This is a genomic window from Streptomyces sp. NPDC088246 (assembly GCF_044741025.1).
Lineage (GTDB): Bacteria > Actinomycetota > Actinomycetes > Streptomycetales > Streptomycetaceae > Streptomyces.
In genome coordinates this window covers 314,977-340,358 of the sequence record NZ_JBIURV010000004.1, presented here as the reverse complement: position 1 = coordinate 340,358, position 25,382 = coordinate 314,977, and the positions used below count along the sequence as shown (strand labels likewise).

Annotated in this window: 26 protein-coding genes and 1 pseudogene; 16 read left to right on the top strand and 11 right to left on the bottom strand. The window is 70.6% G+C overall.

Annotated elements, in window-relative coordinates:
• Nucleotides 1-180: 180 nt before the first annotated feature.
• The gene (locus ACIPEK_RS09165; RefSeq protein WP_003967102.1) at nt 181-384 is read left to right on the top strand and encodes a cold-shock protein; all 204 of its coding nucleotides are present in this window, start codon (nt 181-183) and stop codon (nt 382-384) included.
• 228 nt (nt 385-612) lie between these two features.
• The gene (locus ACIPEK_RS09160) at nt 613-1,440 is read left to right on the top strand and encodes a MerR family transcriptional regulator (RefSeq protein WP_401992676.1); all 828 of its coding nucleotides are present in this window, start codon (nt 613-615) and stop codon (nt 1,438-1,440) included.
• A gap of 68 nt (nt 1,441-1,508) precedes the next feature.
• Here ACIPEK_RS09160 and ACIPEK_RS09155 read toward each other — a convergent pair whose 3' ends face one another.
• A complete protein-coding gene (locus tag ACIPEK_RS09155; protein ID WP_401992673.1) occupies nt 1,509-2,738 on the bottom strand; it encodes an amidohydrolase family protein in 1,230 nt (409 codons plus the stop codon).
• Between the two features lie 263 nt (nt 2,739-3,001).
• Here ACIPEK_RS09155 and ACIPEK_RS09150 point away from each other — a divergent pair, with 263 nt between their 5' ends.
• Together ACIPEK_RS09150 and ACIPEK_RS09145 are read left to right on the top strand one after the other, a co-directional pair.
• Nucleotides 3,002-5,959 (top strand): AfsR/SARP family transcriptional regulator, encoded by a 2,958-nt coding sequence (locus ACIPEK_RS09150; protein WP_401992670.1) that lies wholly within the window; start codon nt 3,002-3,004, stop codon nt 5,957-5,959.
• Between the two features lie 213 nt (nt 5,960-6,172).
• Nucleotides 6,173-6,385 carry a hypothetical protein gene (locus tag ACIPEK_RS09145; protein WP_401992667.1) on the top strand — a complete coding sequence of 71 codons (213 nt, stop codon included), beginning with the start codon at nt 6,173-6,175 and terminating at the stop codon, nt 6,383-6,385.
• Nucleotides 6,386-6,498: 113 nt separating this feature from the next.
• Here the strand turns inward: ACIPEK_RS09145 and ACIPEK_RS09140 are convergent, their stop codons facing one another.
• Together ACIPEK_RS09140 and ACIPEK_RS09135 are read right to left on the bottom strand one after the other, a co-directional pair.
• Nucleotides 6,499-6,894, bottom strand: coding sequence for a PIN domain-containing protein (locus ACIPEK_RS09140; RefSeq protein WP_401992664.1), 396 nt, complete (start codon nt 6,892-6,894; stop codon nt 6,499-6,501).
• Nucleotides 6,894-7,169: a hypothetical protein gene (locus ACIPEK_RS09135; RefSeq protein ID WP_383073433.1), complete on the bottom strand. Its 276-nt coding sequence runs from the start codon at nt 7,167-7,169 to the stop codon at nt 6,894-6,896. The genes ACIPEK_RS09140 and ACIPEK_RS09135 overlap by 1 nt, the downstream gene beginning before the upstream one ends.
• 38 nt (nt 7,170-7,207) lie before the next feature.
• Here ACIPEK_RS09135 and ACIPEK_RS09130 point away from each other — a divergent pair.
• A pseudogene (locus tag ACIPEK_RS09130) lies at nt 7,208-7,347 on the top strand (DNA-binding protein); the annotation flags it as partial.
• 4 nt (nt 7,348-7,351) lie between these two features.
• Here the strand turns inward: ACIPEK_RS09130 and ACIPEK_RS09125 are convergent.
• Nucleotides 7,352-8,926: a FadD3 family acyl-CoA ligase gene (locus ACIPEK_RS09125; protein WP_401992661.1), complete on the bottom strand. Its 1,575-nt coding sequence runs from the start codon at nt 8,924-8,926 to the stop codon at nt 7,352-7,354.
• 92 nt (nt 8,927-9,018) lie between these two features.
• Here ACIPEK_RS09125 and ACIPEK_RS09120 point away from each other — a divergent pair, with 92 nt between their 5' ends.
• From ACIPEK_RS09120 to ACIPEK_RS09110, 3 genes are read left to right on the top strand one after another with little or no spacing between them, the layout of a single operon-like run.
• Complete coding sequence (locus ACIPEK_RS09120; protein WP_383073548.1) at nt 9,019-10,167, top strand: lipid-transfer protein; 1,149 nt, start codon at nt 9,019-9,021, stop codon at nt 10,165-10,167.
• Between the two features lie 9 nt (nt 10,168-10,176).
• Nucleotides 10,177-10,617, top strand: coding sequence for a Zn-ribbon domain-containing OB-fold protein (locus ACIPEK_RS09115; RefSeq protein ID WP_401992658.1), 441 nt, complete (start codon nt 10,177-10,179; stop codon nt 10,615-10,617).
• A gap of 6 nt (nt 10,618-10,623) precedes the next feature.
• Nucleotides 10,624-11,397 (top strand): enoyl-CoA hydratase/isomerase family protein, encoded by a 774-nt coding sequence (locus tag ACIPEK_RS09110; protein ID WP_401992655.1) that lies wholly within the window; start codon nt 10,624-10,626, stop codon nt 11,395-11,397.
• 2 nt (nt 11,398-11,399) lie between these two features.
• Here the strand turns inward: ACIPEK_RS09110 and ACIPEK_RS09105 are convergent, their stop codons facing one another.
• Complete coding sequence (locus ACIPEK_RS09105; RefSeq protein WP_401992652.1) at nt 11,400-11,942, bottom strand: hypothetical protein; 543 nt, start codon at nt 11,940-11,942, stop codon at nt 11,400-11,402.
• A 191-nt stretch (nt 11,943-12,133) separates the two neighbouring features.
• Between ACIPEK_RS09105 and ACIPEK_RS09100 the strand changes: the two genes are divergently transcribed.
• A complete protein-coding gene (locus ACIPEK_RS09100; protein ID WP_401992737.1) occupies nt 12,134-12,799 on the top strand; it encodes a hypothetical protein in 666 nt (221 codons plus the stop codon).
• 75 nt (nt 12,800-12,874) lie between these two features.
• Here the strand turns inward: ACIPEK_RS09100 and ACIPEK_RS09095 are convergent, their stop codons facing one another.
• Both ACIPEK_RS09095 and ACIPEK_RS09090 read right to left on the bottom strand, forming a co-directional pair.
• Nucleotides 12,875-15,262: a serine/threonine-protein kinase gene (locus tag ACIPEK_RS09095; RefSeq protein ID WP_401992734.1), complete on the bottom strand. Its 2,388-nt coding sequence runs from the start codon at nt 15,260-15,262 to the stop codon at nt 12,875-12,877.
• A gap of 163 nt (nt 15,263-15,425) precedes the next feature.
• Nucleotides 15,426-16,241, bottom strand: coding sequence for a VOC family protein (locus tag ACIPEK_RS09090; RefSeq protein WP_401992649.1), 816 nt, complete (start codon nt 16,239-16,241; stop codon nt 15,426-15,428).
• Nucleotides 16,242-16,601: 360 nt separating this feature from the next.
• Between ACIPEK_RS09090 and ACIPEK_RS09085 the strand changes: the two genes are divergently transcribed.
• On the top strand, nt 16,602-17,249 hold the full coding sequence (locus ACIPEK_RS09085; protein WP_093893325.1) for a TetR family transcriptional regulator: 648 nt from the start codon (nt 16,602-16,604) through the stop codon (nt 17,247-17,249).
• A gap of 209 nt (nt 17,250-17,458) precedes the next feature.
• On the opposite strand, the gene ACIPEK_RS09080 is transcribed toward ACIPEK_RS09085, so the two are convergent.
• Both ACIPEK_RS09080 and ACIPEK_RS09075 read right to left on the bottom strand, forming a co-directional pair.
• A complete protein-coding gene (locus ACIPEK_RS09080) occupies nt 17,459-17,953 on the bottom strand; it encodes a nitroreductase family deazaflavin-dependent oxidoreductase (protein WP_401992644.1) in 495 nt (164 codons plus the stop codon).
• Nucleotides 17,953-19,191, bottom strand: coding sequence for an acyl-CoA dehydrogenase family protein (locus tag ACIPEK_RS09075; protein WP_401992641.1), 1,239 nt, complete (start codon nt 19,189-19,191; stop codon nt 17,953-17,955). The genes ACIPEK_RS09080 and ACIPEK_RS09075 overlap by 1 nt, the downstream gene beginning before the upstream one ends.
• Before the next feature lie 163 nt (nt 19,192-19,354).
• On the opposite strand from ACIPEK_RS09075, the gene ACIPEK_RS09070 reads away from it, so the two are divergent.
• The 6 genes from ACIPEK_RS09070 (at nt 19,355) to ACIPEK_RS09045 (ending at nt 24,442) form a co-directional block, all read left to right on the top strand.
• Nucleotides 19,355-20,524, top strand: a complete 1,170-nt coding sequence (locus tag ACIPEK_RS09070; RefSeq protein ID WP_401992638.1) for a thiolase C-terminal domain-containing protein — start codon at nt 19,355-19,357, stop codon at nt 20,522-20,524.
• Between the two features lie 99 nt (nt 20,525-20,623).
• Nucleotides 20,624-21,304 (top strand): pyridoxal 5'-phosphate synthase, encoded by a 681-nt coding sequence (locus ACIPEK_RS09065; RefSeq protein ID WP_401992635.1) that lies wholly within the window; start codon nt 20,624-20,626, stop codon nt 21,302-21,304.
• Between the two features lie 109 nt (nt 21,305-21,413).
• Nucleotides 21,414-22,325: a zinc metalloprotease HtpX gene (htpX, locus tag ACIPEK_RS09060; RefSeq protein ID WP_401992632.1), complete on the top strand. Its 912-nt coding sequence runs from the start codon at nt 21,414-21,416 to the stop codon at nt 22,323-22,325.
• Nucleotides 22,326-22,334: 9 nt separating this feature from the next.
• Entirely contained in the window at nt 22,335-22,919 is a 585-nt protein-coding gene (locus ACIPEK_RS09055; RefSeq protein ID WP_401992629.1) for a hypothetical protein, read from the top strand.
• Between the two features lie 56 nt (nt 22,920-22,975).
• Nucleotides 22,976-23,563, top strand: coding sequence for a DUF1707 domain-containing protein (locus tag ACIPEK_RS09050; RefSeq protein ID WP_401992626.1), 588 nt, complete (start codon nt 22,976-22,978; stop codon nt 23,561-23,563).
• A 144-nt stretch (nt 23,564-23,707) separates the two neighbouring features.
• On the top strand, nt 23,708-24,442 hold the full coding sequence (locus ACIPEK_RS09045; protein WP_401992623.1) for a hypothetical protein: 735 nt from the start codon (nt 23,708-23,710) through the stop codon (nt 24,440-24,442).
• 52 nt (nt 24,443-24,494) lie between these two features.
• Here the strand turns inward: ACIPEK_RS09045 and ACIPEK_RS09040 are convergent, their stop codons facing one another.
• Nucleotides 24,495-24,914 (bottom strand): Zn-ribbon domain-containing OB-fold protein, encoded by a 420-nt coding sequence (locus tag ACIPEK_RS09040; protein WP_401992620.1) that lies wholly within the window; start codon nt 24,912-24,914, stop codon nt 24,495-24,497.
• Nucleotides 24,911-25,363 carry a DoxX family membrane protein gene (locus ACIPEK_RS09035; RefSeq protein WP_383073390.1) on the bottom strand — a complete coding sequence of 151 codons (453 nt, stop codon included), beginning with the start codon at nt 25,361-25,363 and terminating at the stop codon, nt 24,911-24,913. The genes ACIPEK_RS09040 and ACIPEK_RS09035 overlap by 4 nt, the downstream gene beginning before the upstream one ends.
• Nucleotides 25,364-25,382: the final 19 nt, after the last annotated feature.

The window sequence follows — 25,382 nt, the reverse complement described above, 5'->3', positions numbered from 1 at the left end:
AGTGAAGTGATCTTTCCCTCTACCCTTCCGTACACACTGCGTGCTAGGCTCGACGCAAGTTGCAGTTTGGTTTCCCTTGCAGTACAGAGCCTGCGGAGCATGTAACCCGCAGGCTTTTGTAGTTTTCAGACTTCTTTGCAGGTTCTGGAGCAGGGCAACCCTTTGGCCCAAGGAGGGCTTATGGCTACCGGAACCGTCAAGTGGTTCAACGCTGAAAAGGGCTTCGGCTTCATCGCCCAGGACGGCGGCGGCCCGGATGTCTTCGTCCACTACTCCGCGATCAACGCGTCCGGGTTCCGCTCCCTCGAGGAGAACCAGGTCGTGAACTTCGACGTCACTCAGGGACCCAAGGGTCCGCAGGCTGAGAACGTCACCCCGGCCTAGTTGCCCGGGTCGGCCGATCGCGGCCGGCTAGTAGTACCCAAGGAGCCCCGCTCCTCCGTCTCGGCGGAGGAGCGGGGCTCCTGCCTTTCCTCCCGCCTTTCCCCCTCTCTCGGCGGCATCGGGGCGCTGCGATTCTCGGCGGCATCGGGGCGCTGCGATTCTCGGCGGCATCGGGGCGCTGCGATGCTTGACCTTGACACCGTGTGAAGCAGTGCAGTGGGAGACATCATGTTCACCATCGGAGACTTCGCCCGGTACGGACGGGTGTCGGCCCGGATGCTGCGCCACTACGACGCCATCGGGCTCCTGCACCCCGACCGCACCGACCCCGCCACCGGCTACCGCTTCTACGGGGCCGCCCAGCTCGCACGCCTCAACCGCATCATCGCCCTCAAGGATCTCGGCTTCACGCTCCAGCAGGTGCAGGCCATCCTCGACGAGCAGGTGGGATCGGAGGAGCTGCGCGGGATGCTGCGGCTGCGGCGGGCGGAGCTGGAGGAGGCCATGGCGGCTGCGGCCGCACGGCTGGCGCAGGTCGAGGCGAGGCTCCGGTCGATCGAGAGCGAGGGACGCATGTCTGCGGACGATGTGGTGGTCAAGAGTGTTGCTGCGGTACGGGTGGCCGAGCTGACCGGCACCGCGGCGGGCTACGAACCGGAGGACATCACTCCGGTGATCGGCCCGCTGTACGACCGGCTCTTCCCGCTGCTGGGCACGGTGGGTGTCAGCCCGAGCGGCCCCGGGATCGCACACTACGAGGACGCCGCGGAGGGTGGCGGCGCGGTCGTCGTCCACGCCGGGGTGACGGTCTCCGCCCCGGTGGGCCCGCTCGGCGACACCGGGATCACGGTGGTCGAGCTGCCCCCGTTCGAGGCGGCGACCATTGTCCACCGGGGTTCGATGGACGGCGTACTGCCGACGGCCCAGGCCCTGGCCCGCTGGATCGACGCCAACGGCTACCGGTCCGCGGGATACGCCCGCGAGATCAGCCTGGAGTGCCCCGAGGACCAGGACAAGTGGGTGACGGAACTCCAGGAGCCGGTCACCAGGGCCTGACTCCCTCCGGATGCCCGTAGGCCGAAAGGAACGTGGCACCCCCCGGGTACCACGTTCCTCGGCACCCTCTACCGTCCTCCGGGCCCCGCCCACAGCCCGTCGTCCGTCAGCCCCAGCAGGTCGATCGCGTTGCGGCGCACGATCCGGTCCACGAGATCGGCGTCCAGATGCCCCATCTGCGCCTCACCGACCTCGCGCGACTTGGGCCAGGTGGAGTCGGAGTGCGGGTAGTCCGTCTCGTACAGAACGTTCCCGACGCCGATCGAGTCGAGGTTCTTCAGCCCGAAGGCATCGTCGAAGAAGCAGCCGTAGACGTGCTCGGCGAACAGCTCCGACGGCGGGCGGTGGACCTTGTCGGCGACGCCGCCCCAGGCCCGGTTCTCCTCCCAGACCACGTCGGCACGTTCCAGGATGTACGGAATCCAGCCGATCTGGCCCTCCGCGTACATGATCCGCAGGTTCGGGAACCGTTCGAACTTGCCGCTCATCAGCCAGTCGACCATCGAGAAGCAGCAGTTGGCGAAGGTGATGGTGGAACCGACGGCGGGCGGGGCGTCGGCCGAGGTGGACGGCATCTTCGAGGACGAGCCGATGTGCATCGCGATCACCGTCCCCGTCTCGTCACAGGCCCGCAGGAACGGATCCCACTCGTCCGTGTGAATGGACGGCAGCCCGAGATGCGGAGGTATTTCGGAGAACGCCACCGCGCGCACACCTCGCGCCGCGTTCCGCCGGACCTCGTCCGCGGCCAGCTGCGCGTCCCAGAGCGGGATCAGGGTGAGCGGGATGAGCCGGCCCCGCGCCTCGGGCCCGCACCACTCCTCCACCATCCAGTCGTTGTACGCCCGCACCCCGAGCAGCCCCAGCTCGCGGTCCTTCGCTTCGGTGAAGGTCTGACCGCAGAAGCGGGGGAAGGTGGGGAAGCAGAGGGCGGACTGGACGTGGTTGACGTCCATGTCGGCGAGCCGGTCGGGGACCGAGAACGAACCCGGGCGCATCTGCTCGTACGTGATGACCTCAAGCCTGATCTCGTCCCGGTCGTAGCCGACCGCGGTGTCGAGCCGGGTGAGCGGGCGGTGCAGATCCTCGTACACCCACCAGTCGCCGATCGGCCCGTCGTCGCCCTTCGCACCCATCACAGGCGCGAACTTGCCGCCCATGAAGGTCATTTCCTTGAGCGGCGCGCGAACGATGCGCGGGCCGCGGTCGAGGTACTTGGACGGGAGCCGGTCCCGCCAGACATGAGCGGGCTCCACCGTGTGGTCGTCCACCGAGATGATCTTCGGGAAGGTCTCCATGCCCACCACGGTAGCGTTTATCTGACGAACCGTCAGCTCTCTGTGCCGAGCCCCGTTCCACAATCGTTGTCGAGGGCTTGTGCAGAGAGTCACCCGCTGCTGACGTGTCCGCCCATAACAAGGCAGACTGTTGAGCGCGATACCAGCGGTAGCGAGCGATCCGGATCCACCCGTACCGGACCGGCACATGGGCGAGCGATCCGAAACAGACAGCACCAGCACGATCGGCAGGACCGGCGGGGCGAGCAGGACAGGGGGCAGCAATGGACCGTGACAACGGGCCGCGCGCGCGTGTTCCGGAGCAGCGCGCTCCTGGGCAGCGATCGGCCGACGACGCCGATCTGCGCTTTTCCGTGCTCGGCCCGGTACGGGCATGGCGGGGCGGCGAGGCGCTGCCGTCCGGTTCACCTCAGCAGCGCGCCCTGCTGACCGCACTGCTTCTGCGCGGCGGCCGCACGGCCACTGCCTCCGAACTCATCGACGCCATCTGGGGCGAGGACCCGCCCTCACAGGCGCTCGCCGCCGTACGCACGTATGCCTCCCGGCTCCGCAAGTTCCTCGACCCGCAGACGCTGGTCAGCGACGCCGGTGGATACGCGATCCGGACCAGCCACGACGCCCTCGACCTGACCGTGGCTCAGGAGCTTGCGGCCGAGGCGGAGAAGGCCCGGGCCGGTGGCGACCGCGGCCAGGCCCGCACCCTCTTCAACAAGGCGCTCGGCCTGTGGGACGGCGAGGCCCTGGCCTCCGTGCCCGGACCGTACGCCGAGAATCAGCGCACCCGTCTGGAGGAATGGCGGCTCCAGCTGACCGAAACCCGCCTCGACCTGGACCTGGAGGTCGGCTCCCACGCGGAGGCGGTCTCCGAACTGACCGCGCTCACCGCCGCGCACCCGCTGCGCGAACGGCTGCGCGAACTCCTCATGGTCGCCCTGTACCGCAGCGGCCGCCAGGCCGAGGCGCTCGCGGTGTACGCCGACACCCGACGGCTGCTCGCCGACGAACTGGGCGTCGACCCGCGCCCCGAGCTCTCCCAGCTCCAGCAGCGCATCCTGCGGGCCGATGAGGAACTGGCCCGTCCGGCCGACGAACCGGCCCCGGCCCCCGCACCGGTGCGCCCCGCCCAGCTCCCGGCCACGGTCCCGGACTTCACCGGCCGCGCCTCCTTCGTACGGGATCTGGGCGACCGGCTGGCGACCGCCGAGGGTTCGGTCATGGCCGTCTCGGCGCTGGCCGGCATCGGCGGCGTCGGCAAGACGACCCTCGCCGTGCACGTCGCCCACCAGGCGCGCCAGCACTTCCCGGACGGCCAGCTGTACGTGGACCTCCAGGGCGCCGGCGCCCGCGCCGCCGAACCGGAGACGGTCCTCGGCGCCTTCCTGCGCGCCCTGGGCACGGCCGACTCGGCGATCCCCGACTCCCTGGACGAACGCGCCGCCCTCTACCGCTCCACGCTCGACGGCCGCCGCATACTGGTCCTCCTCGACAACGCCCATGACGCGGCCCAGATCCGCCCCCTCCTCCCCGGCACCGCGGGCTGCGCGGCCCTGGTCACCAGCCGCGTCCGCATGGTCGACCTGGCCGGCGCCCACCTGGTCGACCTGGACGTGATGTCCCCGGAAGAGGCGCTCCAGCTCTTCACCCGCATCGTGGGCGAGGAGCGCATCAACTCCGAACGCGAGGCCGCCCTCGACGTGGTCGCCGCCTGCGGCTTCCTCCCCCTGGCCATCCGCATCGCCGCCTCGCGCCTGGCCTCACGCCGCACCTGGACGGTCTCCGTCCTGGCCGCCAAACTCGCCGACGAACGCCGCCGCCTGGACGAACTCCAGGCCGGCGACCTCGCGGTGAAGGCCACCTTCGAACTCGGCTACGGCCAACTGGAACCCGCCCAGGCCCGCGCCTTCCGCCTGCTGGGCCTGGCGGACGGCCCCGACATCTCCCTGGCCGCGGCGGCAGCCCTGCTCAACCTGGAAGCCCACGCGGCGGAAGACCTGCTGGAGGCCCTGGTGGACACCAGCCTCCTGGAGTCGGCGGCACCGGGCCGCTACCGCTACCACGACCTGGTGCGCCTCTACGCGCGTTCCTGCGCGGAGCGGGACGAACAGCGGCCACAGGAACGGGCATTGGCGTTGTCCCGGCTGCTGGACTTCTATCTGGCCACGGCGGCGGGGGTGTATGCGCTGGAGCGGCCGGGGGATCGGACAGTCGATCATTTGGAGCCCAGCCAGTATCCGGGGCTCGCGTTCACGGATAGGCCCAAGGCGCTCGACTGGCTCTACTCCGAGGCGGACTGCCTGCTCGCGTGCGTACTGCAGTCCCTCGGGCAGGAGACTCTGCGACGTGCGGTCGATCTGCTCATGGCAGTCAAGGACCTCGCGGAATCGGGGGCGAATGCCCGCCGATACGAAACCGCTGCTCTCGCTCTGCGCGATGCGGCCGCGGCCGCGGGAGACGCCCGCGCAGAGGGTCGTGCCCGCACCACCCTCACGCAGGTGTACAGCACAGCCGGCCGGTTCGAGCAGGCTGATGTCGAGGCGCACCAGGCCATGTCGCTCGGAATTGCCGCAGGTGATCCTTGGACGAGCGGCAACGCTCCCAATGAGCGAGGCATCCTCGCCATCTACCGCAACCATCATGCGGAGGGAGAGGCCTATCTCCAGAAAGCAATCGAAGCGTTCCGTGCCGATAGCAACAAGCCTGGAGAGGCGAGCGCACTGTGCAACCTCTCCAGGATCCACCTGGCTCTTTTCCGGACCGACAGTGCTGTAGATCTCGCGAAACAAGGGATCGAGATCTATGACCGCCTGGGCCTTGCTCTGCGCCTGGCGAACGGTCGTTACGCTCTCGGCCTCGCACTCGCCGAAGCCGAACGACTGCCCGAAGCGCTGGAACAGCTGACACAGGCGCTGGGCATCTTCCACGAGAATCGTCAGCCTCTGTGGGAGGGCGTCACCCACTTCCGACTGGCGGAAGTGCATCTCACAGCAGGGCGATACACACTGTCCGCAGCTCATGCGGAGCAGGCGATCGCCCTGCGAGGTATCGGCGGCGAGTGGCGCCGCGGCACCGTACTCACCGTGCTGGGGAAAGCGCTGATGCAGTTGGAACAGCCCGACCGGGCCAGGGCTTGCTGGACAGAGGCGTTGGCCATCTATGAGCAACTGGGCTCGGCCGAGGCCGACGAGGTCCGCGGACTTCTCTCACCCGTCGCGGCGGCGTGAGGGAACCCCCCTCGACGGCGTTCATCGTTCGTTTATCGGCAGGCTGCACTCTTACGTACATCGAGCCGTCGCGTCGGGGGGCAGACGGATCGACGAAGAGGCCGCCCCATTATGGTGAACGGCCCAGTGATGCCCGTCCGGCGATCCACGGGGGAACCTCCGGACGGGCATCGCCTACCTGTAGCACCAAATGACTCACGGGAGTTGACCACAATGAGCGACGCCAAGAAGCCTGCCGTCAAGCCTCTGGACAGCCACGCCTCCGGCGAGGAGCTCACGGTTCAGGACAGCCACGCCTCGGGCGGCGTCATCAAGCCTCTGGACAGCCACGCCTCCAGCGAGAAGCTCACCGTCCAGGACAGCCACGCCTCCGGCGAGGAGATCACCACCCTCGACAGCCACGCCTCGGCGCCGAAGCCCATCTAGACCTCACCCGCACGGGGAGCGGCCGCGGCGGCGCGGAGGGGGAGCCGTCGCGGCCGCTGCATGTCTGCGGAGAGGGGGCCAGCCACACGGCTCGGGCCCCTCTGCCATACCTCCTACAACCCCCTGACCTGCACCTCCGGCCGACACAGCTTCCGCATGTCGTCCTCGTCCGAGGTGAACACCGCCACCCGCCCCCGCTGATGCCCCGCGATCACCGCGAGTGCCGCGTCAATGGCGTACTTGTGGCCATGCAGGCCGGCGTCCGCCAGCAACCCGATCGCCTCATCCGCGACCTCCTTGGTCACGGGCTCGACGACGATCCGGGACATCGCCCAGTTCCATTCCGAGCGCCGGATCCTGCTGTGATACGCCTCGATGAGGGTCATGGAGCTGGTCACGACCCGGACACCTGTCTGATGGGCCTTCGTGAGCGTGGCCGTCATGGCCCGCTCACGACGCACCGCCCTCGACAGGGCCTCGCTGTCCAGCACGAAGCAGAGATCGGTCATCAAGCAGCCGACGCCCCACTGTGCGCACCGGACTCCCGCTCCTCGAACCACCGCTCGATGTCGCGCAGCTCCGACGCCGCGGCCGCCTGCTCCTCCTCGGTGGGCGGCCCGCCTTTCTCCTGCATCCACGCCACCAGCTCCCCCAGCCGGTCGCGCTCACGCTGACGCTCTATGGCGTGGGTGACGTACGCGCTGAACGCCCCCGGGCCCACCTCGCTGCGGATCTCCTCCGCGAGTTCCTCCGGCAGCGTGACCGTGTACTTCTTGGTTGCCATACCTCGCACCATACCCCGCCGCGAGGCCACGCACAGCCGGCAAATACGCGATCGAGGCGATGCTCTGTGCAACCGCCCTGGCGCAGACCCGGGCCGGGTGACGGTCCTGACTTCCGATGTGGAGGACATCGGGCTGCTCACCGCCGGCCACCCCCGGCTGGTGGCGGAGAAGGTCTGACCGGTCAGGAGCCCGCAGACTCCTGCTCCCGCCCCCGCAGCTCCCCCTTCACCACCTTGCCGCTCGCATTGCGCGGCAGCTCGGTCACGAACTCCACCGCCCTCGGGACCTTGTAGTTCGCCATCTCGCGCCTCGACCAGGCGATCAGGTCGTCGGCCGTCACCGTCGCGCCCGGTCTGCGGACCGCGTACGCCTTGCCCACCTCGCCCAGTCGGGGGTCCGGGACGCCGATCACCGCCACGTCGGCCACGTCCGGGTGCAGGCCGAGGAGCTGTTCGATCTCGGCGGGGTACGCGTTGAAGCCGCCGACGATGAACATGTCCTTGATCCGGTCGGTGATCCGGAGGTTGCCGTCCTCGTCGAGGACACCCACGTCGCCCGTGTGGAGCCAGCCGTCTGCGTTGATCGTGGCGGCCGTGGTCTCCGGGTCCTCGAAGTAGCCCTGCATCACATTGAACCCGCGGACCAGGACCTCGCCGGGCGTGCCGGGGGCGGCCAGGACGCGGATCTCGGTGTCGTCGATCGCCCGGCCCGACGTCGAGGCGATCGTCTCCACCGGGTCGCCGCGGCGGCACATGGCGACGATGCCGCTCGCTTCGGAGAGGCCGTACGCGGTGAGGACCGTCGCTATGCCGAGCTCCGTGCGCAGGCGTTCCACCAGTCGCAGGGGGACCACCGCCGCGCCCGTCACCACCAGGCGGAGGGCCGAGAGGTCGTGGGCGCCCCGGGCCGGGTGGTCCAGGAGGGACTGGTGGAGGGTGGGCGGGCCCGGCAGGACCGAGATGCGTTCGGCGGCGATGTTGGCCAGGGCGGTGTCCACGTTGAACACCGGTTGCGGAACCATCGTCGCGCCCCGCATCAGGCACGCGATGATGCCCGCCTTGTAGCCGAAGGTGTGGAAGAAGGGGTTCACGATCAGATAGCGGTCGCCCTCGCGCAGATCCGCCAGTTCGCTCCAGATCGCGTAGCAGCGCAGGGTCTGGGCGTGGGTGATGACGGCGCCCTTGGGCCGGCCCGTGGTGCCCGAGGTGTAGATGATGTCGGAGGGGGCCGAGGGGGCGATCGCGTCGGCGCGGGAGCGTACCTCCGCTCCGGACACCCCCTCCCCCGCCGCGAGGAAGTCCTTCCAGGTGACGTAGTCGTCGGGGGCGCTGTCCGCCAGCACCACCACCCGTTCCAGATGCGGGAGTCGCACGTCGGCCCGGCGCAGGGACGCCACGTACGACGTACCGAGGAAGGTGCCGGTGACGAAGAGCAGTTTCGCCCGGCTGCGTTCCAGGATGTACGCCGCCTCGGTGCCCTTGAAGCGAGTGTTGAGGGGGACGAGGACCGCCCCCGCCGTGACCGCGCCGAGTGCGGAGACGATCCAGTCCAGGGTGTTCGGGGCCCAGACCGCGACCCGGTCCCCCGGCTCCACGCCCGAGGCCATGCACGCGGCGGCGGCACGTTCGACGCGGTCGCCGAGTTCGGCGTACGAGACCCGGGTCCGGCCCTCGACGACCGCCTCCCGGTCCCCGTACCGCCGCGCCGCCGCCCGTATCAGCTTCGGGATGCTGCCCCATTCCTCGTCGCCGCGCATCGCTCACCCTCCCTGACACAGTAGCTGACTATCCGTCAGATTAGCTGTAGCCTCAGCCGCTGTCAGCAGTCATGACGGTCTCGGAGGTGGCGGTGGCGGCACTCAAGGACATGACAGCGATAGCCGGCATAGGGCAGACGGCCTTCGCGAAGCAACTGCCCGAATCCGAGAAGACATTGGCCTGCCGGGCCATCGTCGCGGCGCTCGACGACGCGGGCATCGCCGCCTCGGAGGTGGATGCCTTCGCCTCGTACACGATGGAGGAGACCGACGAGGTCGAGATCGCCAAGGCCATCGGGGCGGGCGATGTCACCTTCTTCAGCAAGGTGGGGTACGGGGGCGGGGGCTCGTGCGCGACGATCGCGCATCTCGCCGCCGCCGTGGCGACCGGGCAGGCGAGCGTCGGTGTCGCCTGGAGGTCGCGGAAGCGGGGGTCGGGACCCCGGCCCTGGAGGAACACCGCCGTGCAACTGCCCACCCCCGCCCAGTGGACCCGGCCGTACGGCCTGCTGCGGCCGGCCGACGAGATCGGGATGCTGGCGCGCAGGTACATGCACGAATACGGGGCGACCCGCGACCATCTCTTCAACGTCGCACTCGCCTGCCGCAACCGCGCCAACCAGAACCCGGACGCGGTGATGTACGAGCGGCCGCTGACCCGCGACATGTATATGACCTCGCGCTGGATCAGTGAGCCGCTCTGCCTCTTCGACAACTGCCTGGAGACCGACGGGGCGCTGGCCTGCGTCATCGTCTCGGCGGAGCGGGCCCGCGACTGCCGGCAGAAGCCCGTCTACATCCACTCCGTCGCCCAGGGGCTGCCCGCCCAGCACCACGGCATGGTCAATTACTGGAACGACGACCCGCTCACCGGACCCGCCTGGACGGCCGCCCGGCAGCTGTGGAAGCAGGCCGACTTCGGCCCGGACGATGTGGATGTCGCGCAGATCTACGACGCGTTCACCCCGCTCATTCCGCTCTCCCTGGAGGGCTACGGCTTCTGTGGGCGCGGCGAGGGCGCGGCGTTCACCGAGGGCGGGGCGCTGGAGAGCGGCGGGCGGCTGCCCATCAACACCGGGGGCGGCGGACTCAGTGAGGCATATGTGCATGGCTTCAACCTCATCAACGAGGGCGTGAAGCAGCTGCGCGGCGTCTCCACCGCCCAGGTCCCGGACGCCGGGACGTGCCTGGTCACCGCCGGGGAAGGTGTGCCCACCTCCGCCGTACTGCTGAGGAGTTGAGGAGCCGATATGGATGCTCTGCTGCTGCCCGTCGTGGACGGGGACGGCGCCCCCTTCTGGGAGTACGCGGCCCGCGGCGAACTCCGCGTCCAGGCCTGCGCCGAGCCGGAATGCGGAAGGCTCCGCTTCCCGCCCCGGCCGTGCTGCCCGCACTGCCAGTCCTTCGAGAGCGAGTGGCGGCCGATGAGCGGACGCGGCCGCATCTGGTCGTACGTGCTGCCGCATCCGCCGCTGCTGCCCGCGTACGCCGCGCAGGCCCCGTACAACGCCGTCGTGGTCGAGCTGGCCGACGCCCCGGACATCCGGCTGGTCGGGAATGTGGTGAGCGGTGCGAACGCCCCGCTGGACTCGGTCGATCCGGGGCGGCTGCGGATCGGGGCGCCGGTGCGGGTGGTGTTCTGCCCGGCCGGTTCCGGGGTGACCCTGGTGCGTTGGCTGCTGGAGAGGTGATCGGTGATGGCTCTGCGGACGGAGACGGACAAGGAGACCGGGGTCGCGCTCGTCACCCTCGACCGGCCCGACAAGCTCAATGCGATCGACCTGGCGACGGCCGCCGAACTGGCCGCCGCCTGGCGGGCGTTCCGATTCGACGACGGGGTGCGGGCCGTCGTCGTCACGGGTGCGGGCGGCCGGGCTTTCTGCACGGGGATCGACCGGGGCGTGGAGGTACCGCAGCCCTCGTCCCCGTACACGATCGACGATCCGCTGATCGCGATCGGGCCGAAGGCGAACGACCTGTGGAAGCCGGTGATCGCGGCCGTGGAGGGGATGGCCTGCGGCGGGGCGTTCTATCTGCTGGGCGAGGCGGAGTTCGTCATCGCGTCCGAGGAGGCGACGTTCTTCGACCCGCACACGACGTACGGCATGGTCAGCGCGTACGAGGCGATCTCCATGGCGCAGCGGATGCCGTTCGGCGAGGTGGCCCGGATGTCCCTGATGGGTACGGCCGAACGGGTCACGGCCCGCCGGGCGTACGAGACCGGGCTGGTCAGTGAGGTGACGGCACCCGGCGGTGCGGTGGCGGCGGCGCTGCGCGCGGCGGGGGTGATCGCCTCGTACCCGACCCGGGCGGTGCAGGGGACGGTTCGGGCGGTGTGGTCCGCGAAGGAGGCGGCCAGGGCGCAGGCCATGGCCCACGCCCCGCACCTGATCGCACTCGGGAACCTGCCGCCGGAGCGGCAGGCCGAGTTGTTCCGGGGGCGGGGCGGCAATGAGTTCCGGATGCGGTGAGGTCAGTAGCTCAGCTCGGCCTCGACCCGGCACTTCTTCACCCGGGAGACCGTGCGCGGGCTGTCCATCCGCACCGAGACGGTCTTGGTCTCGCCACCCTCGACGTCCACGTTCGCCTCACCGGTGTCGACGGTGTTGCCCCGTGCGTCGAGGAAGGTCACATCGACTTCATAGGTGTGCGAGCCGACGGCGTTCGCGGTGAGCCGGACGGTGGAGGTGGTGACGGCCTTGCGCTTGCCCTTGCGGGGCTGGGCGCAGCGGAAGACGTACGCCTGGGGCGCGTCCGAGGCGGTGGCGCTCGGGGTCGGCGTCTCGTAGCCGGTGTTGCCGGAGGAGCTGCTCGACGAGTCGTTGTCGTCGTAGTCGTTGTGGCGGTAGCTGCCGTTGCTCTTCTCGGAGTTGGAGCATCCGCCGCCGCTGCTGCTGCTCGACCCCTTGCTCTTGCTCTTGCCACTTCGGCCGCCGTGACTGGAGGTCGAGAAGCCGGTGAGTGCGAGTACCACCACGACCAGTACCGCGGAAAGCTTTATGTGCTGCCGCATCATCGATGCAGCCCCCCTTGTGTTGTTGTCTGTGCCGTTGTCTGTGCTCTTGCTGCCGAATGTGCTGTTGCTGCTGTCGAACGACCGCGCGACACGCTAGCGCAAGGTGCGGGGGGCAGGGGCCGGGCGTAGCGTCGAGGCCGAGAGCGGTGCTGATCCGTGACACCGGTCCGCGCACACGCAGGAGGCCGATGATGGTCCGCAACGTCCTCGGCTCGGTCCTGGCTCTCGCAGGAGCGGCGGCCGCCGTGCTGAGCCCCTTCCGTGACTGGTACGACGGCCGTCCGGGGCGTCACTACCGGATCGACGAGCTGTTCACGGGTCTCACCGGCAGCCGGCCCGGAACGCTGGGCTCGATCTTCCTGGCCTTTCTCTTCGCCGCCCTGCTGGCGGTGGTCGGTGTGGCGCTGCGGTCGCGTCTGCTGGTGGCGTCCGCGGGTGTGGTGGTGCTCGGGTTCACCGTGCTGTGGATGGTGCGCCAGGGGGAGTCGGTGGGCAGTCTGACGGTCGCGGCCGACGGTTCCGGGCTGCAGTGGGGGGTGGCGAACGCGGTGGGCGGCGCGGTGCTGTTGCTGCTGGGTGCGGTGGTGATGTCGGGGCGGCAGGGTGGGCGGCGGCCTGCCCGCGGGGGCCGTGACCAGCCGTATACGGCGCCCGGATCGGAGAATCCGGATACGTGGCCGCCCACGCAGGAGCCGGGGCCCTCCGTGCAGACGAGTACGCTGCCGGAGCCCGAGCCGGACCCGTACACGGGGCCCACTGCGGCGCCCCGCCGCCCGGGCCCGGAGGACCAGGACGCGGCCCCGCACCCCGTCGTACCGGGCGAGGGGCCCGGCTCCCACCGGCCCCCGCGCCCATGACGGACCGCGGTCGGCACAATCGGGCCCGTCCGGCGATCGAGGACAGAACGGTCGCCGGGCGAGCCCGGCGAGACGCTATGTCCGGGGCCGGTTGCCCGTGCCCGTTCCCTTCAGCGCGTCCAGCGCGTACACGCAGCGGTCCTTGCTGCACGCGTACACGACACCGCCTCGTGCCACCGGCGAACCCGTGATCTCACCGCCCGTCGCCAGCTTCCAGCGGAGTTGGCCGCCCGCCGCGTCCAGGGTGTACAGGACGTGGTCGGCGGAGCCGAAGTGGACCCGGCCGTCGGCGACCACCGGGGCCCCCACCACCTCGCCGCCTGCCGCGAACCGCCACTTCGGGGTGCCGGTGACCGCGTCGAGCGTGTACAGGGCGCTGCCGCTGCCGACATGGACGTTTCCGGCCGTGACCAGGACCGGTTCGATCGACTGGCGGGCCTCCGTGGCGATGCGCCAGCGGTCCTTGCCGGTCGAGGCGTCGATCGCGTACACCGTGCCGAGGTAGTCGGCGAGGTACACGCCGCCGCCGGTGACGGCGGGCCCGGGTGCGAACGCGGGCGGGGAGAGGAAGACCGCGGGCGACTCGAAGTGCCAGCGGACATGACCGGACACGGTGTCGACGGCCAGGATCCGGGCCCCCGCGCTGACGTACACGAAACCGTCCGGCGCCGCGGTCACCCGGACCGGTACACCGCCGCAGGAGGCCGCGTCACCGATGGGGTACGACCAGCGTTCGATGCCGGTACGGGCGTCGACGGCGCGCAGCCGGGCGTCCTGCCACAGGTAGACCGTGCCGTCGTGGATCGCGGGCCCGGCCTCCGCCGTCTCGAAGTCGGTCTGTACGCCGCCGCTCTCCCACAGCTTCTCGCCCGTGGACGCCTCCCACGCCTGGACGCCGCCGCCCCGGGTGCCGGTGACGACGGTGCCGCGGTCGGCCTTGAGGGAGTAGACCCAGGCATCTGTCTGCAGCCGCCATCGCTCGGCGCCGGTCGCCGCGTCCAGGGCGTACAGCGACGGCCCGTCGGAGGCGTGGATACGGCCGTCCTCGACGGCCATCACCCAGGCCACGTCCCGGGTCTTGAACTGGCGCCGCCCGTTGCCGACGTCCAGGGCGTGCACCTCGAACGACGTGACGTAGAGGAGGTCCCCGGCGACGATGGGCGTCCCCCAGACGTCGTTGGACATCCGGAACCGCCAGGGCCGCCAGCGGTCCGGGCCCGGGGCCGCGGTCTCGGGCGCGTGCGCGGGCGCGGGCAGGGGGGCCGGTGCGGCGGCGGAGGCTGTGCCGTTCGCCCCGGCGGGCGGGCGCACCCAGCCGGTCGCGGGGCCGGCGTCCGCGGTGGCCGTGGCGGTGGCCCGCACGTCCTGGGCGCGCGGGCCCGGGCCGATGGGCACCTTCGCACCGAGCAGCCGCACCGGACCGCCCCCGTCGGGCAGCTGCGCGAATGCGGCGGCCGGGGAGCGCAGGTCGGCGCCGCTGCGCCAGGCGGTCTCCCGGTCGGCACCGGGCAGTTGCTGGGGCGGCGGCGGCACGGGGGCCGGAGCGGGCGCGGGAGCCGCGGTCCTGCGGCCTCCGCCTCGGCGCTGCTCGATCATCACGGTGGCAGAGGTCGGCAGCCATGCCGAAGCCGTACCGCTGTCGTCGCCGCCGGAGGCGAAGAGGTGCGGAGCGAGCTGGGCCTGCAGATCGGCGGGGGTGGGCCGCAGCCCGGCGTCCATCTGCATGCAGGACTCGATCAGCGGCCGCAGTTCGTCGGGCAGGCCCTCCAGATCGGGGCCCTCGCGCAGCAGCATGAAGACCGTCTCGACGGGGTTGGCGCCGTGGAACGGCGCATGGCCGGTGGCGGCGAAGACGAGCGTCGAGCCGAGCGAGAAGACATCGCTGGCGCCCGTGACGCTGCGCGAGTCCCGCGCCTGCTCGGGCGACATGTAAGCGGGCGTGCCGACGGCGACGTTCGTCATGGTCAGCCGGGTGTTGGAGACCCCGGACGCGATCCCGAAGTCGATCACCCGCGGGCCGTCCTCGACGACAAGCACGTTCGACGGCTTCATGTCGCGGTGGACGAGCCCCGCACCATGGATCGACTGGAGCGCCTCGGCGATACCGGCGGCCAGCCAGCGCACCGCCTGGACCGGCATGGGCCCGCACTCATTCACTATCTCCTCGAGCGACGGGGCGGGCACATAAGCGGTGGCCAGCCACGGCACGGCGGCCCGCGGGTCGGCGTCCACCACCGCGGCCGTGTAGAAGCCACTGACCGCCCGGGCTGCCTCCACCTCGCGCGTGAAGCGGACCCGGAACAGCTGGTCCTCGGCGAGCTCCGTACGGACCGTCTTGATCGCCACCCGCCGGCCCGAAGCCGAGCGGGCGAGATAGACCAGCCCCATGCCACCGGCCCCGAGTCGTCCCAGCACCTCGAACGGGCCGATCCGTCTCGGGTCGTGCTGCGTCAGCTGCTCCACCACTTGCCCTGCCACCTCCCCGTACGGGCCTCAGGAACAGAAGCCCGCGAAAACCCGCCCTGTACGGCGTCTCACCACTGGGCACCACCCGGCGGTGCGCACCCCGATTGTTCCTGGCTGAGGCTCTGGTTGCGAACCCGGGGGCGGACCGGGGTGTCACAGCTCACTCTGCCCTCTTCCCGGACACAGGGGGCTGAAGTACGGCGAACACGGCACCCTGATCGTCCTGGAGGACCGCCTTCCTCCCGTACGGGACGTCGAAGGGCGGCGCGGAGATGCGGCCGCCGAGGCGTACGGCGTGTCCGGCGGCGGCATTGCAGTTCTCGACGGCGAAGTAGCTGAGGAAGTAGCTGGGCATCTCGGCCGGGAAGGCATCGGTGATGACGCTGCGCCCGCCGACCGCGGTGTCCGGTCCGGGTTCCGTGCCGGCTTGGGACCACATGCGGAAGTCGACGCCGGACTCGGCTGTACCGGATTCGCCCGCGCCAAAGGCGTCGAGATCGGTGCCCTGGAAGCCGAAGACCTCTTCGTAGAAGGCGTCGACGCGGTCCTTCTGCCGGGTGCGGACCTCGGTCCAGCAGAAGGAGCCCGGTTCGTTCTGCTTCTGGAAGCCTTCGCGGTCACCGGCCTGCCAGAGCCCGAAGACCGCTCCGCCGGGATCGGCCGCCTGGGCGAGCACTCCCGCCCGGCCCGCCCGCACGGGGTCGGTGATCACCTGGCCGCCCGCCTCCCTGATGCGGGCGACGGTCGCGACGATGTCGTCGGTCGCGAAGTAGATGCCCCAGGCGGTCGGCATCCGGCCGTCCTGCTTGGCGGCGAGTGCGGCGACGAGCTTCCCGTCGCTGAGTGCGTCCGCGTACGGGCCGTCGCCGGCCCGGAAGGTCCAGCCGAACAGCTCACCGTAGAAGCGCTTGCCCGCTTCGAGGTCGGGAAGCTGCACATCCACCCAGCACGGCGCGGATTGCGCGAATGCGGCCATGGGCCCGGGTCCTTCCGTCGCGGTCGGTCGCGGCCGTTCGCGGATTGTTCGCAGTTGTCCGCGGCCGTTCGCGGCCGTTCGCCGTTCGTGGCAGTGACGCTCGTCACATCAAACGTAACCGTGAGTGGCGCGCGCCGCGCCCCGACCCGTCCAGTCGAACTCATTTTCGATAGAAGAGTCCCTTGCCCGTGGCGTCACGGAAAGTTATCCACGGAAGTTATCCACAGGCTGTTGATAAGACTTGTCTTCCCGGTGGGGCGCATCCGTCGATATCCGGCCACTCCCCCCACCCCGCCTGCGGTGCTCCCCATTTGCAGTCGGCCGAATCGCGCTCCGATCCCCCCTCGGTAAGCTGACGGCATGACAGGACAAGTGCGCACCGTCGACGGCCGCGTGGCCGGTCGACGCGGACAGGCGACGCGGCAGAAGCTGCTCGACTGCCTCAGCGAGATGCTCAGTTCCTCGCCGTACCGGGACGTCAAAGTCATCGACGTCGCCCGGAAGGCGGGGACTTCACCCGCGACCTTCTACCAATACTTCCCCGACGTCGAGGGCGCCGTCCTCGAAATCGCCGAAGAAATGGCCAAGGAGGGCGCCGGTTTGACCGAACTGGTCGCAGGCCGCTCCTGGGTCGGCAAGGCCGGCTGGCAGACCGCCGAAGAACTCGTCGAGGGATTCCTCGACTTCTGGCGACATCATGACGCGATCCTGCGTGTGGTCGACCTCGGAGCGGCCGAGGGCGACAAGCGGTTCTACAAGATCCGTATGAAGATCCTGAACTCGGTCACCAACTCCCTTACGGATTCGGTGAAGGAGCTCCAGGCCAAGGGCAAGGTCGACAAGGACGTCAGCGCCGCCGCGATGGCGGGCTCGCTCGTCGCGATGCTGGCCGCGGTCGCCTCGCATCAGAAGGGCTTTACGACCTGGGGCGTGAAGCAGGCCGAACTCAAGCCGAATCTCGCACTGCTGGTGCATCTGGGCATCACCGGCAAGAAGCCGACCAAGTAGCGCCGCACCGGGCCCCTCCCCCACTGGGTACCGCGCGGCAGTTCCGGGCGCCCCAGGTCCTGTCTCACCGACGGCGGACCACAACATGTGGTCCGCCGTCGGTGCACCCGGACCGTTCCACGGATCGCTCCAACGGCCGTTCCCGTGCACGGCTTTCACGCATCACCAACACCCACGGTCGCCACGCACCGCTTCCGCGTCCGGCCTCATCAGGTCGCGGCGTCACTCCGTCGTTCCAGCCTGAAGAGCCGGATCTCCCGCTCGACCCGCGCCTGATACGTCGCATAGGGCGGCCAGAACTTCAGCGCCGTCCGCCACACCGCATCCCGTTCCGCGCCCTGCAGCAGTGTGGCGCGCACCGGAATGTCCCGGCCCCTCCAGTTGACGACGGCCTTGCCGGGACCGGCCAGCAGGTTTGCGGTCCAGGCCGGATGCCCCGTACGGCCGAAGTTGCTGCCGACCAGGATCCAGCTCTGCTCCGTCCCGTCCTCCGGCATGCAGGCCAGCGGAGTGGTCCTGAGCCGCCCGCTTCTCGCGCCCGGCACCGTCAGGATCAGCCCCGGCAGCATCCGGGCGCTGAGCAGCACCTTGCCGCGCGTGAGCCGGTGCACCGTACGGTCCATGGCGGGGATGACATGCGGGGCGACCCTCGCGAACGTGCGGGTCGAGGACACCCTCTGGACCAGCCGGGCGCCGGGCGCCATCAGACCGCCACCTGCTCGGCCGATCCCGGGGCGGCGAATGCCGAGGACGAGGGCGGCTGCCCGTTCGGCGGTCCGAACAGTCCGGCCTGCTGCGCCACATGGTCGCGGAGCCGGTGGACGGGGCCGAAGAGCAGTTCATCGGCAGCGGCCCGCTTGAAGTACAGATGCGCCTCGTGTTCCCAGGTGAAGCCGATCCCTCCGTGCAGCTGGACGGCCTCGGCCGCGGTGATCCGCAGCGACTCCAGGGCCTGGGCGAGTGCGAGGCTCCCGGCCGCCGGGGCCCAGGCCGCGTAGTACGCGGCGGAACGAGCCGCCTGCACCCGTACGTACAGATCCGCGAGGCGGTGCTTCACGGCCTGGAAGGAGCCGATCGCCCGGCCGAACTGTTCGCGCGTCTTCACGTATTCGACGGTCCGCTCCAGTGCGCTCGCCGCCGCCCCCACCGCCTCCGCGGCCAGCAGTACGGCGACGCCGCGTCCTGCCGGGGCGAGCGCGTCGATGACGTCCACGGTGTCGTCCGCGCCGAGGAGTTCGGCCTCGGTGTCACGGAGTTCGATGCGGGCCAGCGGGCGGGTCTCGTCCAGTGAGGTCCGGCGGGCGCGGACGATTCCGGCCGCCGTGTCCGGGCGGACCAGGAAGAGGAGCGTACGGCTGCGCGGGAAGCCGCCGGCGTGGGCGGCGACCAGGAGGAGTCCCGCGCTGTGCCCGTCGAGGACCTGGGCGGCCTCCCCGTACAGCCGCCAGCCCTCCGCGCCGCCTACCGGCCTGGCCTGTATTCCGCCCGCCCGGCCGCCACCCGCCCAGGCGCCGCCGGTGGGGTCACCGGTGAGGCCGAGTGCGGTGGCGAGCGAGCCGCCGGGGACGGCCAGGGTCGCGGTCAGTCGGCCGGCGGCGATGCGCGGCAGCAGGGCGGTGCGCTGGGCCTCGGTGCCGAGGGCGGCGATCAGGGGCGCGGCGAGTGCGGCGGTGGCGATCAGGGGCGACGGCAGCAGGGCGCGCCCGGTCTCCTCACAGGCGACGGCGAGCTCGGCCAGGCCGCAGCCGACGCCTCCGTACTCCTGGGGGAGGGCGAGCCCGGGCAGCCCGAGGTCCTGGGCGAGCTGTCGCCACAGGGTCTCGTCGTACCCGTCGGCGGTCCGTACGGCACTCCTGACGTCGTCGGGTCCACTGCGTTTGGCCAGCAGTTCGCGCAGGGTGCGGCGGATCTCGTCCTGTTCCGCGGTGAAGGCGGCATCCATCGTCGGGCTCCTTCCCCTCAGGGGCCTTCGGCCTCTGATCTGACGGCCCGTCATGCTAGGGGTGAATCTGCGAGATTCCCAGAGTCGCGCACCGGGAGGGGCCGGGAAGATCCCGCCCCACCGAGCGGTCCGCGCACCCACTATCTGATGTACCGTCAGATTCATGCCTTCTTCCCACCGCAAGGTCGCTGTCGTCGGCATATCCCTCGCCGACTGCGGACGCATCGACGAGGCCACGCCGTACGCACTGCACGCCCAGGCCGCCCGCCGGGCACTGGCCGATTCGGGTCTGAACCGGTTGGTCGTCGACGGTTTCGCCTCCGCCGGACTCGGCACGCTCGCCCCGGTCGAGGTCGCCGAGTACCTGGGGCTGAAACCCACCTGGGTGGACTCCACCGCGGTCGGCGGCTCGACCTGGGAGGTGATGGCGGCCCATGCGGCGGACGCCATCGCGGCGGGTCACGCCAATGCCGTTCTGCTGGTGTACGGGTCGACGGCCCGCGCGGACATCAAGGCGGGCCGCCGGACGTCCAATCTCTCCTTCGGGGCGCGCGGCCCGCTCCAGTTCGAGGTGCCGTACGGGCACTCGCTGATCGCCAAGTACGCGATGGCCGCCCGCCGCCATATGCACGAGTACGGGACGACCCTGGAGCAGCTCGCCGAGGTGGCGGTCCAGGCGCGGGCGAACGCGGCGGCCAACCCGGACGCGATGTTCCGTGACCCGATCACGGTGGCCGACGTGATGTCGGGGCCGGTGATCGCGGACCCGTTCACCAAGCTGCACTGCTGCATCCGCAGCGACGGCGGCTGCGCGGTACTGCTGGCCGCCGAGGAGTACGTACCGGACACGGCGAAGGAACCGGTGTGGATCCTCGGTACGGGTGAGCACGTCTCGCACTCCACCATGTCCGAGTGGGACGACTTCACGGTCTCCCCCGCGGCGGTCTCGGGCCGCCTGGCGTTCGAACGGGCGGGGGTGCGGCCCGCGGACATCGATCTCGCCGAGATCTATGACGCGTTCACCTATATGACGCTGGTGACGCTGGAGGACCTGGGGTTCTGCGCGAAGGGGGAGGGCGGCGCGTTCGTGGAGAAGGGCCGGACCGGTCTGACGGGCGAGCTGCCGGTCAACACGGACGGGGGCGGCCTGTCCGCCTGCCACCCCGGGATGCGCGGACTGTTCCTGCTGGTGGAGGCAGTCCGGCAGCTGCGCGGCGAGGCGGGTGAGCGCCAGGTGCGCAGGGCGGGCGGCCGGCTGCCGGAGCTGGCGGTGGCATCGGGGACGGGCGGCTGGTTCTGCTCGTCGGGGACGGTGGTGCTGGGGCGGGGGTGAGGGCCGGGGACCACGCCGGCCGGCGACCGCCAGAGCCGCCGGGCTCCCGTAGCGGGCAGCGGCGCCCTGCGCGAGGGCGCCATGCGCTGCAATGGGGCCATGAGCGACGCACAGAAGACCGACGCACAGCAGAGCTTCCTGGACCTGCTCCACGCCCAGCGCGTGTGGGACGTGGAGCTTCCCGCCTTCGACCCGGACGCCGCGCCCTCCGCCCCGCTCCCCCTCTTCCACGCCTGGTTCGCCGAGGCCGTGGCCGCCGGACAGGCCGAGCCGCACACGATGTCGCTGGCCACCGTCGACGCCGAGGACCGGCCCGATGTGCGGACGCTGATGCTGCACGACGCGGACGAGCGCGGCTGGCACTTCGCCACGCACCGCACCAGCGCGAAAGGCCGCCAGCTCGCCGCCCACCCGCACGCGGCGCTCGGCTTCTACTGGCCGGTGCAGGGGCGGCAGGTACGGGTGCGGGGACCGGTCACCGAGACGAGCCGGGCGGAGAGCCTGGCCGATCTGCACGCCCGCTCGACCGGGGCGCTCGCATCGGCGCTGACCGGGTCGCAGAGCGAGGTGCTGGACTCGCAGGAAGAACTGGCCCGGACCGCCGACGCCGCCTGGGAACGGGCGTCGGCGGAGCCGGACGCGGACGTAGCCGGCTGGACGCGGTATGTGGTCGAGCCCCGGGAGGTCGAGTTCTTCCAGGGCGACGCGGGGCGCCGACACGTACGGCTGCGCTACCGCCAAGACGGTGCGCACTGGACGCGGGAGCTGCTCTGGCCGTAGGGACGGTGCCCGCGGGCCGCCCGGCCTGGAGGCGGGGCACGGCCGCAGATTTATTCGGATTCAACCGTGAAGGGGCACTATGGGAGACAGGTGAGGACTGGAGGCACCGATGAGCCGAACCCGTTCCCGTTACGCACCCGACCGCGGGCTGACCACACGCATGGTGACCACCATGTTCCTGATCGGTCTGCTGTACGTGGTGCTGGTCGGCGTGCTGCTCGCGGTACTGCGCGGCGCCTGGCCGATCATTCTGATCTTCACCGGCGGCCTCTTCATCGCCCAGTTCTGGTTCAGCGACCGCATCGCGGCCTTCAGCATGGGCGCCCGTGAGGTCACCCCCGAGCAGGCGCCGGAGCTGCACGGCACCGTCGACCGGATCTGCGCCCTGGCCGACATGCCCAAGCCCCGGGTGGCGATCGCCCAGAGCGATGTGCCGAACGCCTTCGCCACCGGCCGGAGCGAGAAGACCGCCCTCGTCTGCGCCACCACCGGACTGCTGCGCAGACTGGAGCCGGAGGAGCTGGAGGGCGTCCTCGCGCACGAGATGTCGCACGTCGCGCACCGCGATGTCGCCGTCATGACGATCGCCTCGTTCCTCGGTGTGCTCGCCGGCATCATCACCCGCGTCGCCCTGTGGGGCGGTCTCTCCCGCAGCAGCAGGGCCAATGACCCCGTCGGCATCGCGGTCATGCTGATCCCGCTGGTCAGTGCCGTCGTGTACGCCCTGAGCTTCCTGCTCACCCGGCTGCTCTCGCGCTACCGCGAGCTCTCCGCCGACCGCACCGCCGCCCTGCTCACCGGCCGCCCCTCGGCGCTCGCCTCCGCCCTCACGAAGGTGAGCGGGCAGATGGCCCGCATCCCGACCGAGGACCTGCGGAAGGCGGAGCCGTACAACGCCTTCTACTTCGTTCCCGCGTTCTCCTCCAAGGAGAGCCTGAGCCGGCTGCTCTCCTCCCACCCGACCCTAGAGCAGCGCCTGGACCAGCTGGCCCGTATCTCCGCCGACCTCTCCCGCCCGTAAGGAACGTTCATGGGTCTTCTCGACACCATCCTGGGCCGCACCAAACCGGTCCGTCCCGACCTCGACCAGCTCTTCGCCGTGCCCTCCGCCGCCCTCACCCTCCAGGCCGGCGCGGGGTTCGCCCCCACCGGCCTCGGCTCGGTCTGCTTCGCGGGCGTCGAGGGCGGCACCTTCGCCCGCATCCAGCAGGACGTACGCGAACTGCTGGACGCCGACACCGACCGGGGCGGCATTCCGGTGGAGTTCAGCCAGGACACGTACGGCTACACCTGGCTGCTCGCCCGACAGCCGGCCGAGGACACGGCCGCCCTGGTCAACGACCTGCACGCGGTGAACACCCTGCTCCAGGACGGCGGCTTCGGGCCGCAGCTGCTCTGCTCCCTGATCGGCTTCCGGGATGCGCGGGACCGTCCGCTGGCCCTGGTCTATCTCTACAAGCGCGGCACGTTCTATCCGTTCGCGCCGCTGCCGGGCGGCGCCGAGAAGCGTGACAACCAGCTGGAGTTGCAGGTCCGGGCGGCACTCGGGGACGACCTCCGGATGGAGAAGGACCTGGCCCGGTGGTTCCCGGTGTGGGGGGCTCCGGGGCTGTGACGGGGGAGGGCCGATGACAGGGGCACGGCGTCGCACCAGCCCGTATCATCGCTTCCATGACTGCTGAGCCCTCCCGTTCCGCCGACCGTATGCGCGCTGCGGATGCCGATCGCGAGGCGGTGGTCGAGCAGTTGCGGGAGGCGGCGGCCGAGGGCCGCATCGACATGGACGAGCTGGACACCCGGCTCGGGCTGGCGCTGTCCGCCAAGACCTACGCCGAACTGGCGCCCCTCACCGAGGATCTGGTCCCCATCGAGGTGGCGACGGGTGAGCCGCTGGTCCTCAAGGGCGGCATGCACGGCGTGACGCGCTCGGGCGTCTGGAAGGTCCCCCCGGTGATACGCGCCCAGGGCGGCATCGGCGGCGTCCGGATCGACTTCACCCGCGCCGAGTGCCGACTGCGCGAGATCGCGCTGGAAGTGCGCGGAGAAATGGCCGGGGTGAAGATCGTGATCCCGGAAGGCTGGACCGTGCACACCGACAACCTGGATCACGGCCTCGGCGGCCTGAAGGACAGGACCACGGACGAGAGGACGCCCGGCGCCCCGCTCCTCCGGCTGACGGGCTCCTGCGGCATGGGCGGTGTGGTCGTCCGCCACCCGAACTTCCGCGAACGCCGCAAGCTGCGCAGCATCGAGTCCTGAGTCGCACCGACTCGCGCCGGGCCCCGCTTCGGAAACCGTCGTCCTTCGCGCATACGAACGCGGATCAACTGAGCACGCGTACCTACTCCTTGCCGGGTGATCGCACCCATCCACCGCGCACCGCCGTCGGCATACCGTCCCCGTATGCCCGAGGAGACCGTACCCACCGCCACCACCCCCGCCCCGACCGCGTCCAGGTCCCCCTCTTCCGTCCTCGGGGCCCTCGGATGCGGCTGCGCCGCGCTCGTCGTCGTACTCGTTCTCGTTCTGGTCGCCGTGCTCGCCGGGGCCTCATCGGGGTCGACGGACCTTCCCCGCGTCGCGCCCGAGGACATGGCCGGCCGCGCCTTCCAGCGTTCCCAGGAGGCGTACGACCTCGTGGGGTTCAAGCGCACCGTGGAGCCAGGAGTCGAGGACATCGGCGTCAGCACGGAGAACACGTTCGGCTCCGACTACTGCTACGACGGGGGTCTACTGGGGCTGGAGGACAAGACCGTCGACGGCGCCTACCGGATGAGCCACAGCTGGGCGCTGGACCACGTGCCCGCGAGCCAGGCCGTCTCCGGCCTCCGCCGGCTGCACCGGCACCTCAAGGACAACGGCTGGGAGGTCACGTCCTACCGTGAGGGCGCGAAGGGCAAGGACTGGGACCTGTTCGTCCAGCGGGACGACGGGGCCGAGCGGATGTCCTTCACCTGGTACCCGGACCGGGAGTACTTCACCGGCGGCGCCACCGTGCCCTGTGCCTACGACCCCGGATGGGAGAGCGGCAACGTCGGCCCCGCCGGGGACCTGCAGAGGCCACCCACCCTCGGGCCGGCACAGCGGGACCAGGGCGGGGGCGGAAGCCTGACCGCGCCCGGTCATGAAACCCGGTGAGCCGCCGGCTGCGACCAGTACGTGCAAAACGCACTCAGCAGCCTCAGGAACCTCAGCAGTCTCCGGGGCGAAAGACCGGAACGGCCTCTTCCCCCTCCTCCCGCCGGAAGGCCACCCGCAGCGCCATGCCGATGGCGAGGCCGGATTCCTCACATCCCACGATCTCCGTCATCATCCGCGGCCCCTCGGCCAGGTCAACCACGGCGGCGACGTACGGGACCCGGGCGCCGAACGGCGGCAGGTCGTTGCGGTGGACGACGGACCAGGTGTAGAGCGTGGCGTCTCCGCTCGCCCGCTCCCAGGTGACGTCCTCGCTCCAGCAGTGCGGGCAGAACTCGCGCGGATAGTGGTGCGCGCGCCCGCATGCGCGGCAGCGGCGCAGCAGCAACTGCCCCTGGGCGGCGGCGTCCCAGTACGGGCGGCTGAAGGCGTCGGGCTCGGGAAGGTCGAAACGTACGGCGGCCGCGGTCAAAGGAAGAGTCCGATCGCTTCATCGAGGGACCAGGCCTGCCAGGACATCGCGAACAGCGCGACGAGCGAGATGAGCGCCATCATCGCGTTCTGCCCCTGCTCGGCCCAGTCGTGGATCATCAGCACGAGATAGAGAAGGTTGAGGAGGAGTCCCGCGGCCAGCGCGACGGGGGTGAGGAATCCGGCGATCAGGCCGAGCCCCAGGGCGAGTTCGGCGTACACGACGAGGTAGGCCATGACCTTGGGGCGCGGGGCGACGATCCGCCGGAAGCCGGTACCTACGGCCGACCACCGGTGCTTGCCCGCGACGTCCGCGGCCCAGGCGATGCCCGTTCCGCGCTCGAACCAACCCTTCTTGTCCTTGTGCCGCCAGCTCTCCAGCCACCACAGGCCGAGGCCTATCCGGAGAACGGCGAGCCATTCGGCGCCGCCGAGCCAGATCGTCTGCATGGGGCCTCCCGCTCACTCA

Excerpts from the sequence above, each read along its gene's own strand:
- ACIPEK_RS09125 (WP_401992661.1), bottom strand. The coding sequence starts at position 8,926 with ATGCGCGGCGACGAGGAATGGGGCAGCATCCCGAAGCTGATACGGGCG.
- ACIPEK_RS09075 (WP_401992641.1), bottom strand. The coding sequence starts at position 19,191 with ATGGATGCCGCCTTCACCGCGGAACAGGACGAGATCCGCCGCACCCTG.
- ACIPEK_RS09150 (WP_401992670.1), top strand. The coding sequence starts at position 3,002 with ATGGACCGTGACAACGGGCCGCGCGCGCGTGTTCCGGAGCAGCGCGCT.
- ACIPEK_RS09050 (WP_401992626.1), top strand. The coding sequence starts at position 22,976 with ATGACTGCTGAGCCCTCCCGTTCCGCCGACCGTATGCGCGCTGCGGAT.
- ACIPEK_RS09160 (WP_401992676.1), top strand. The coding sequence starts at position 613 with ATGTTCACCATCGGAGACTTCGCCCGGTACGGACGGGTGTCGGCCCGG.
- ACIPEK_RS09055 (WP_401992629.1), top strand. The coding sequence starts at position 22,335 with ATGGGTCTTCTCGACACCATCCTGGGCCGCACCAAACCGGTCCGTCCC.
- ACIPEK_RS09155 (WP_401992673.1), bottom strand. The coding sequence starts at position 2,738 with ATGGAGACCTTCCCGAAGATCATCTCGGTGGACGACCACACGGTGGAG.
- ACIPEK_RS09045 (WP_401992623.1), top strand. The coding sequence starts at position 23,708 with ATGCCCGAGGAGACCGTACCCACCGCCACCACCCCCGCCCCGACCGCG.
- ACIPEK_RS09135 (WP_383073433.1), bottom strand. The coding sequence starts at position 7,169 with ATGGCAACCAAGAAGTACACGGTCACGCTGCCGGAGGAACTCGCGGAG.
- ACIPEK_RS09065 (WP_401992635.1), top strand. The coding sequence starts at position 20,624 with ATGAGCGACGCACAGAAGACCGACGCACAGCAGAGCTTCCTGGACCTG.
- ACIPEK_RS09145 (WP_401992667.1), top strand. The coding sequence starts at position 6,173 with ATGAGCGACGCCAAGAAGCCTGCCGTCAAGCCTCTGGACAGCCACGCC.
- ACIPEK_RS09085 (WP_093893325.1), top strand. The coding sequence starts at position 16,602 with ATGACAGGACAAGTGCGCACCGTCGACGGCCGCGTGGCCGGTCGACGC.
- htpX (WP_401992632.1), top strand. The coding sequence starts at position 21,414 with ATGAGCCGAACCCGTTCCCGTTACGCACCCGACCGCGGGCTGACCACA.
- ACIPEK_RS09105 (WP_401992652.1), bottom strand. The coding sequence starts at position 11,942 with ATGATGCGGCAGCACATAAAGCTTTCCGCGGTACTGGTCGTGGTGGTA.
- ACIPEK_RS09080 (WP_401992644.1), bottom strand. The coding sequence starts at position 17,953 with ATGGCGCCCGGCGCCCGGCTGGTCCAGAGGGTGTCCTCGACCCGCACG.
- ACIPEK_RS09090 (WP_401992649.1), bottom strand. The coding sequence starts at position 16,241 with ATGGCCGCATTCGCGCAATCCGCGCCGTGCTGGGTGGATGTGCAGCTT.
- ACIPEK_RS09070 (WP_401992638.1), top strand. The coding sequence starts at position 19,355 with ATGCCTTCTTCCCACCGCAAGGTCGCTGTCGTCGGCATATCCCTCGCC.
- ACIPEK_RS09035 (WP_383073390.1), bottom strand. The coding sequence starts at position 25,363 with ATGCAGACGATCTGGCTCGGCGGCGCCGAATGGCTCGCCGTTCTCCGG.
- ACIPEK_RS09140 (WP_401992664.1), bottom strand. The coding sequence starts at position 6,894 with ATGACCGATCTCTGCTTCGTGCTGGACAGCGAGGCCCTGTCGAGGGCG.
- ACIPEK_RS09110 (WP_401992655.1), top strand. The coding sequence starts at position 10,624 with ATGGCTCTGCGGACGGAGACGGACAAGGAGACCGGGGTCGCGCTCGTC.
- ACIPEK_RS09165 (WP_003967102.1), top strand. The coding sequence starts at position 181 with ATGGCTACCGGAACCGTCAAGTGGTTCAACGCTGAAAAGGGCTTCGGC.
- ACIPEK_RS09100 (WP_401992737.1), top strand. The coding sequence starts at position 12,134 with ATGGTCCGCAACGTCCTCGGCTCGGTCCTGGCTCTCGCAGGAGCGGCG.
- ACIPEK_RS09115 (WP_401992658.1), top strand. The coding sequence starts at position 10,177 with ATGGATGCTCTGCTGCTGCCCGTCGTGGACGGGGACGGCGCCCCCTTC.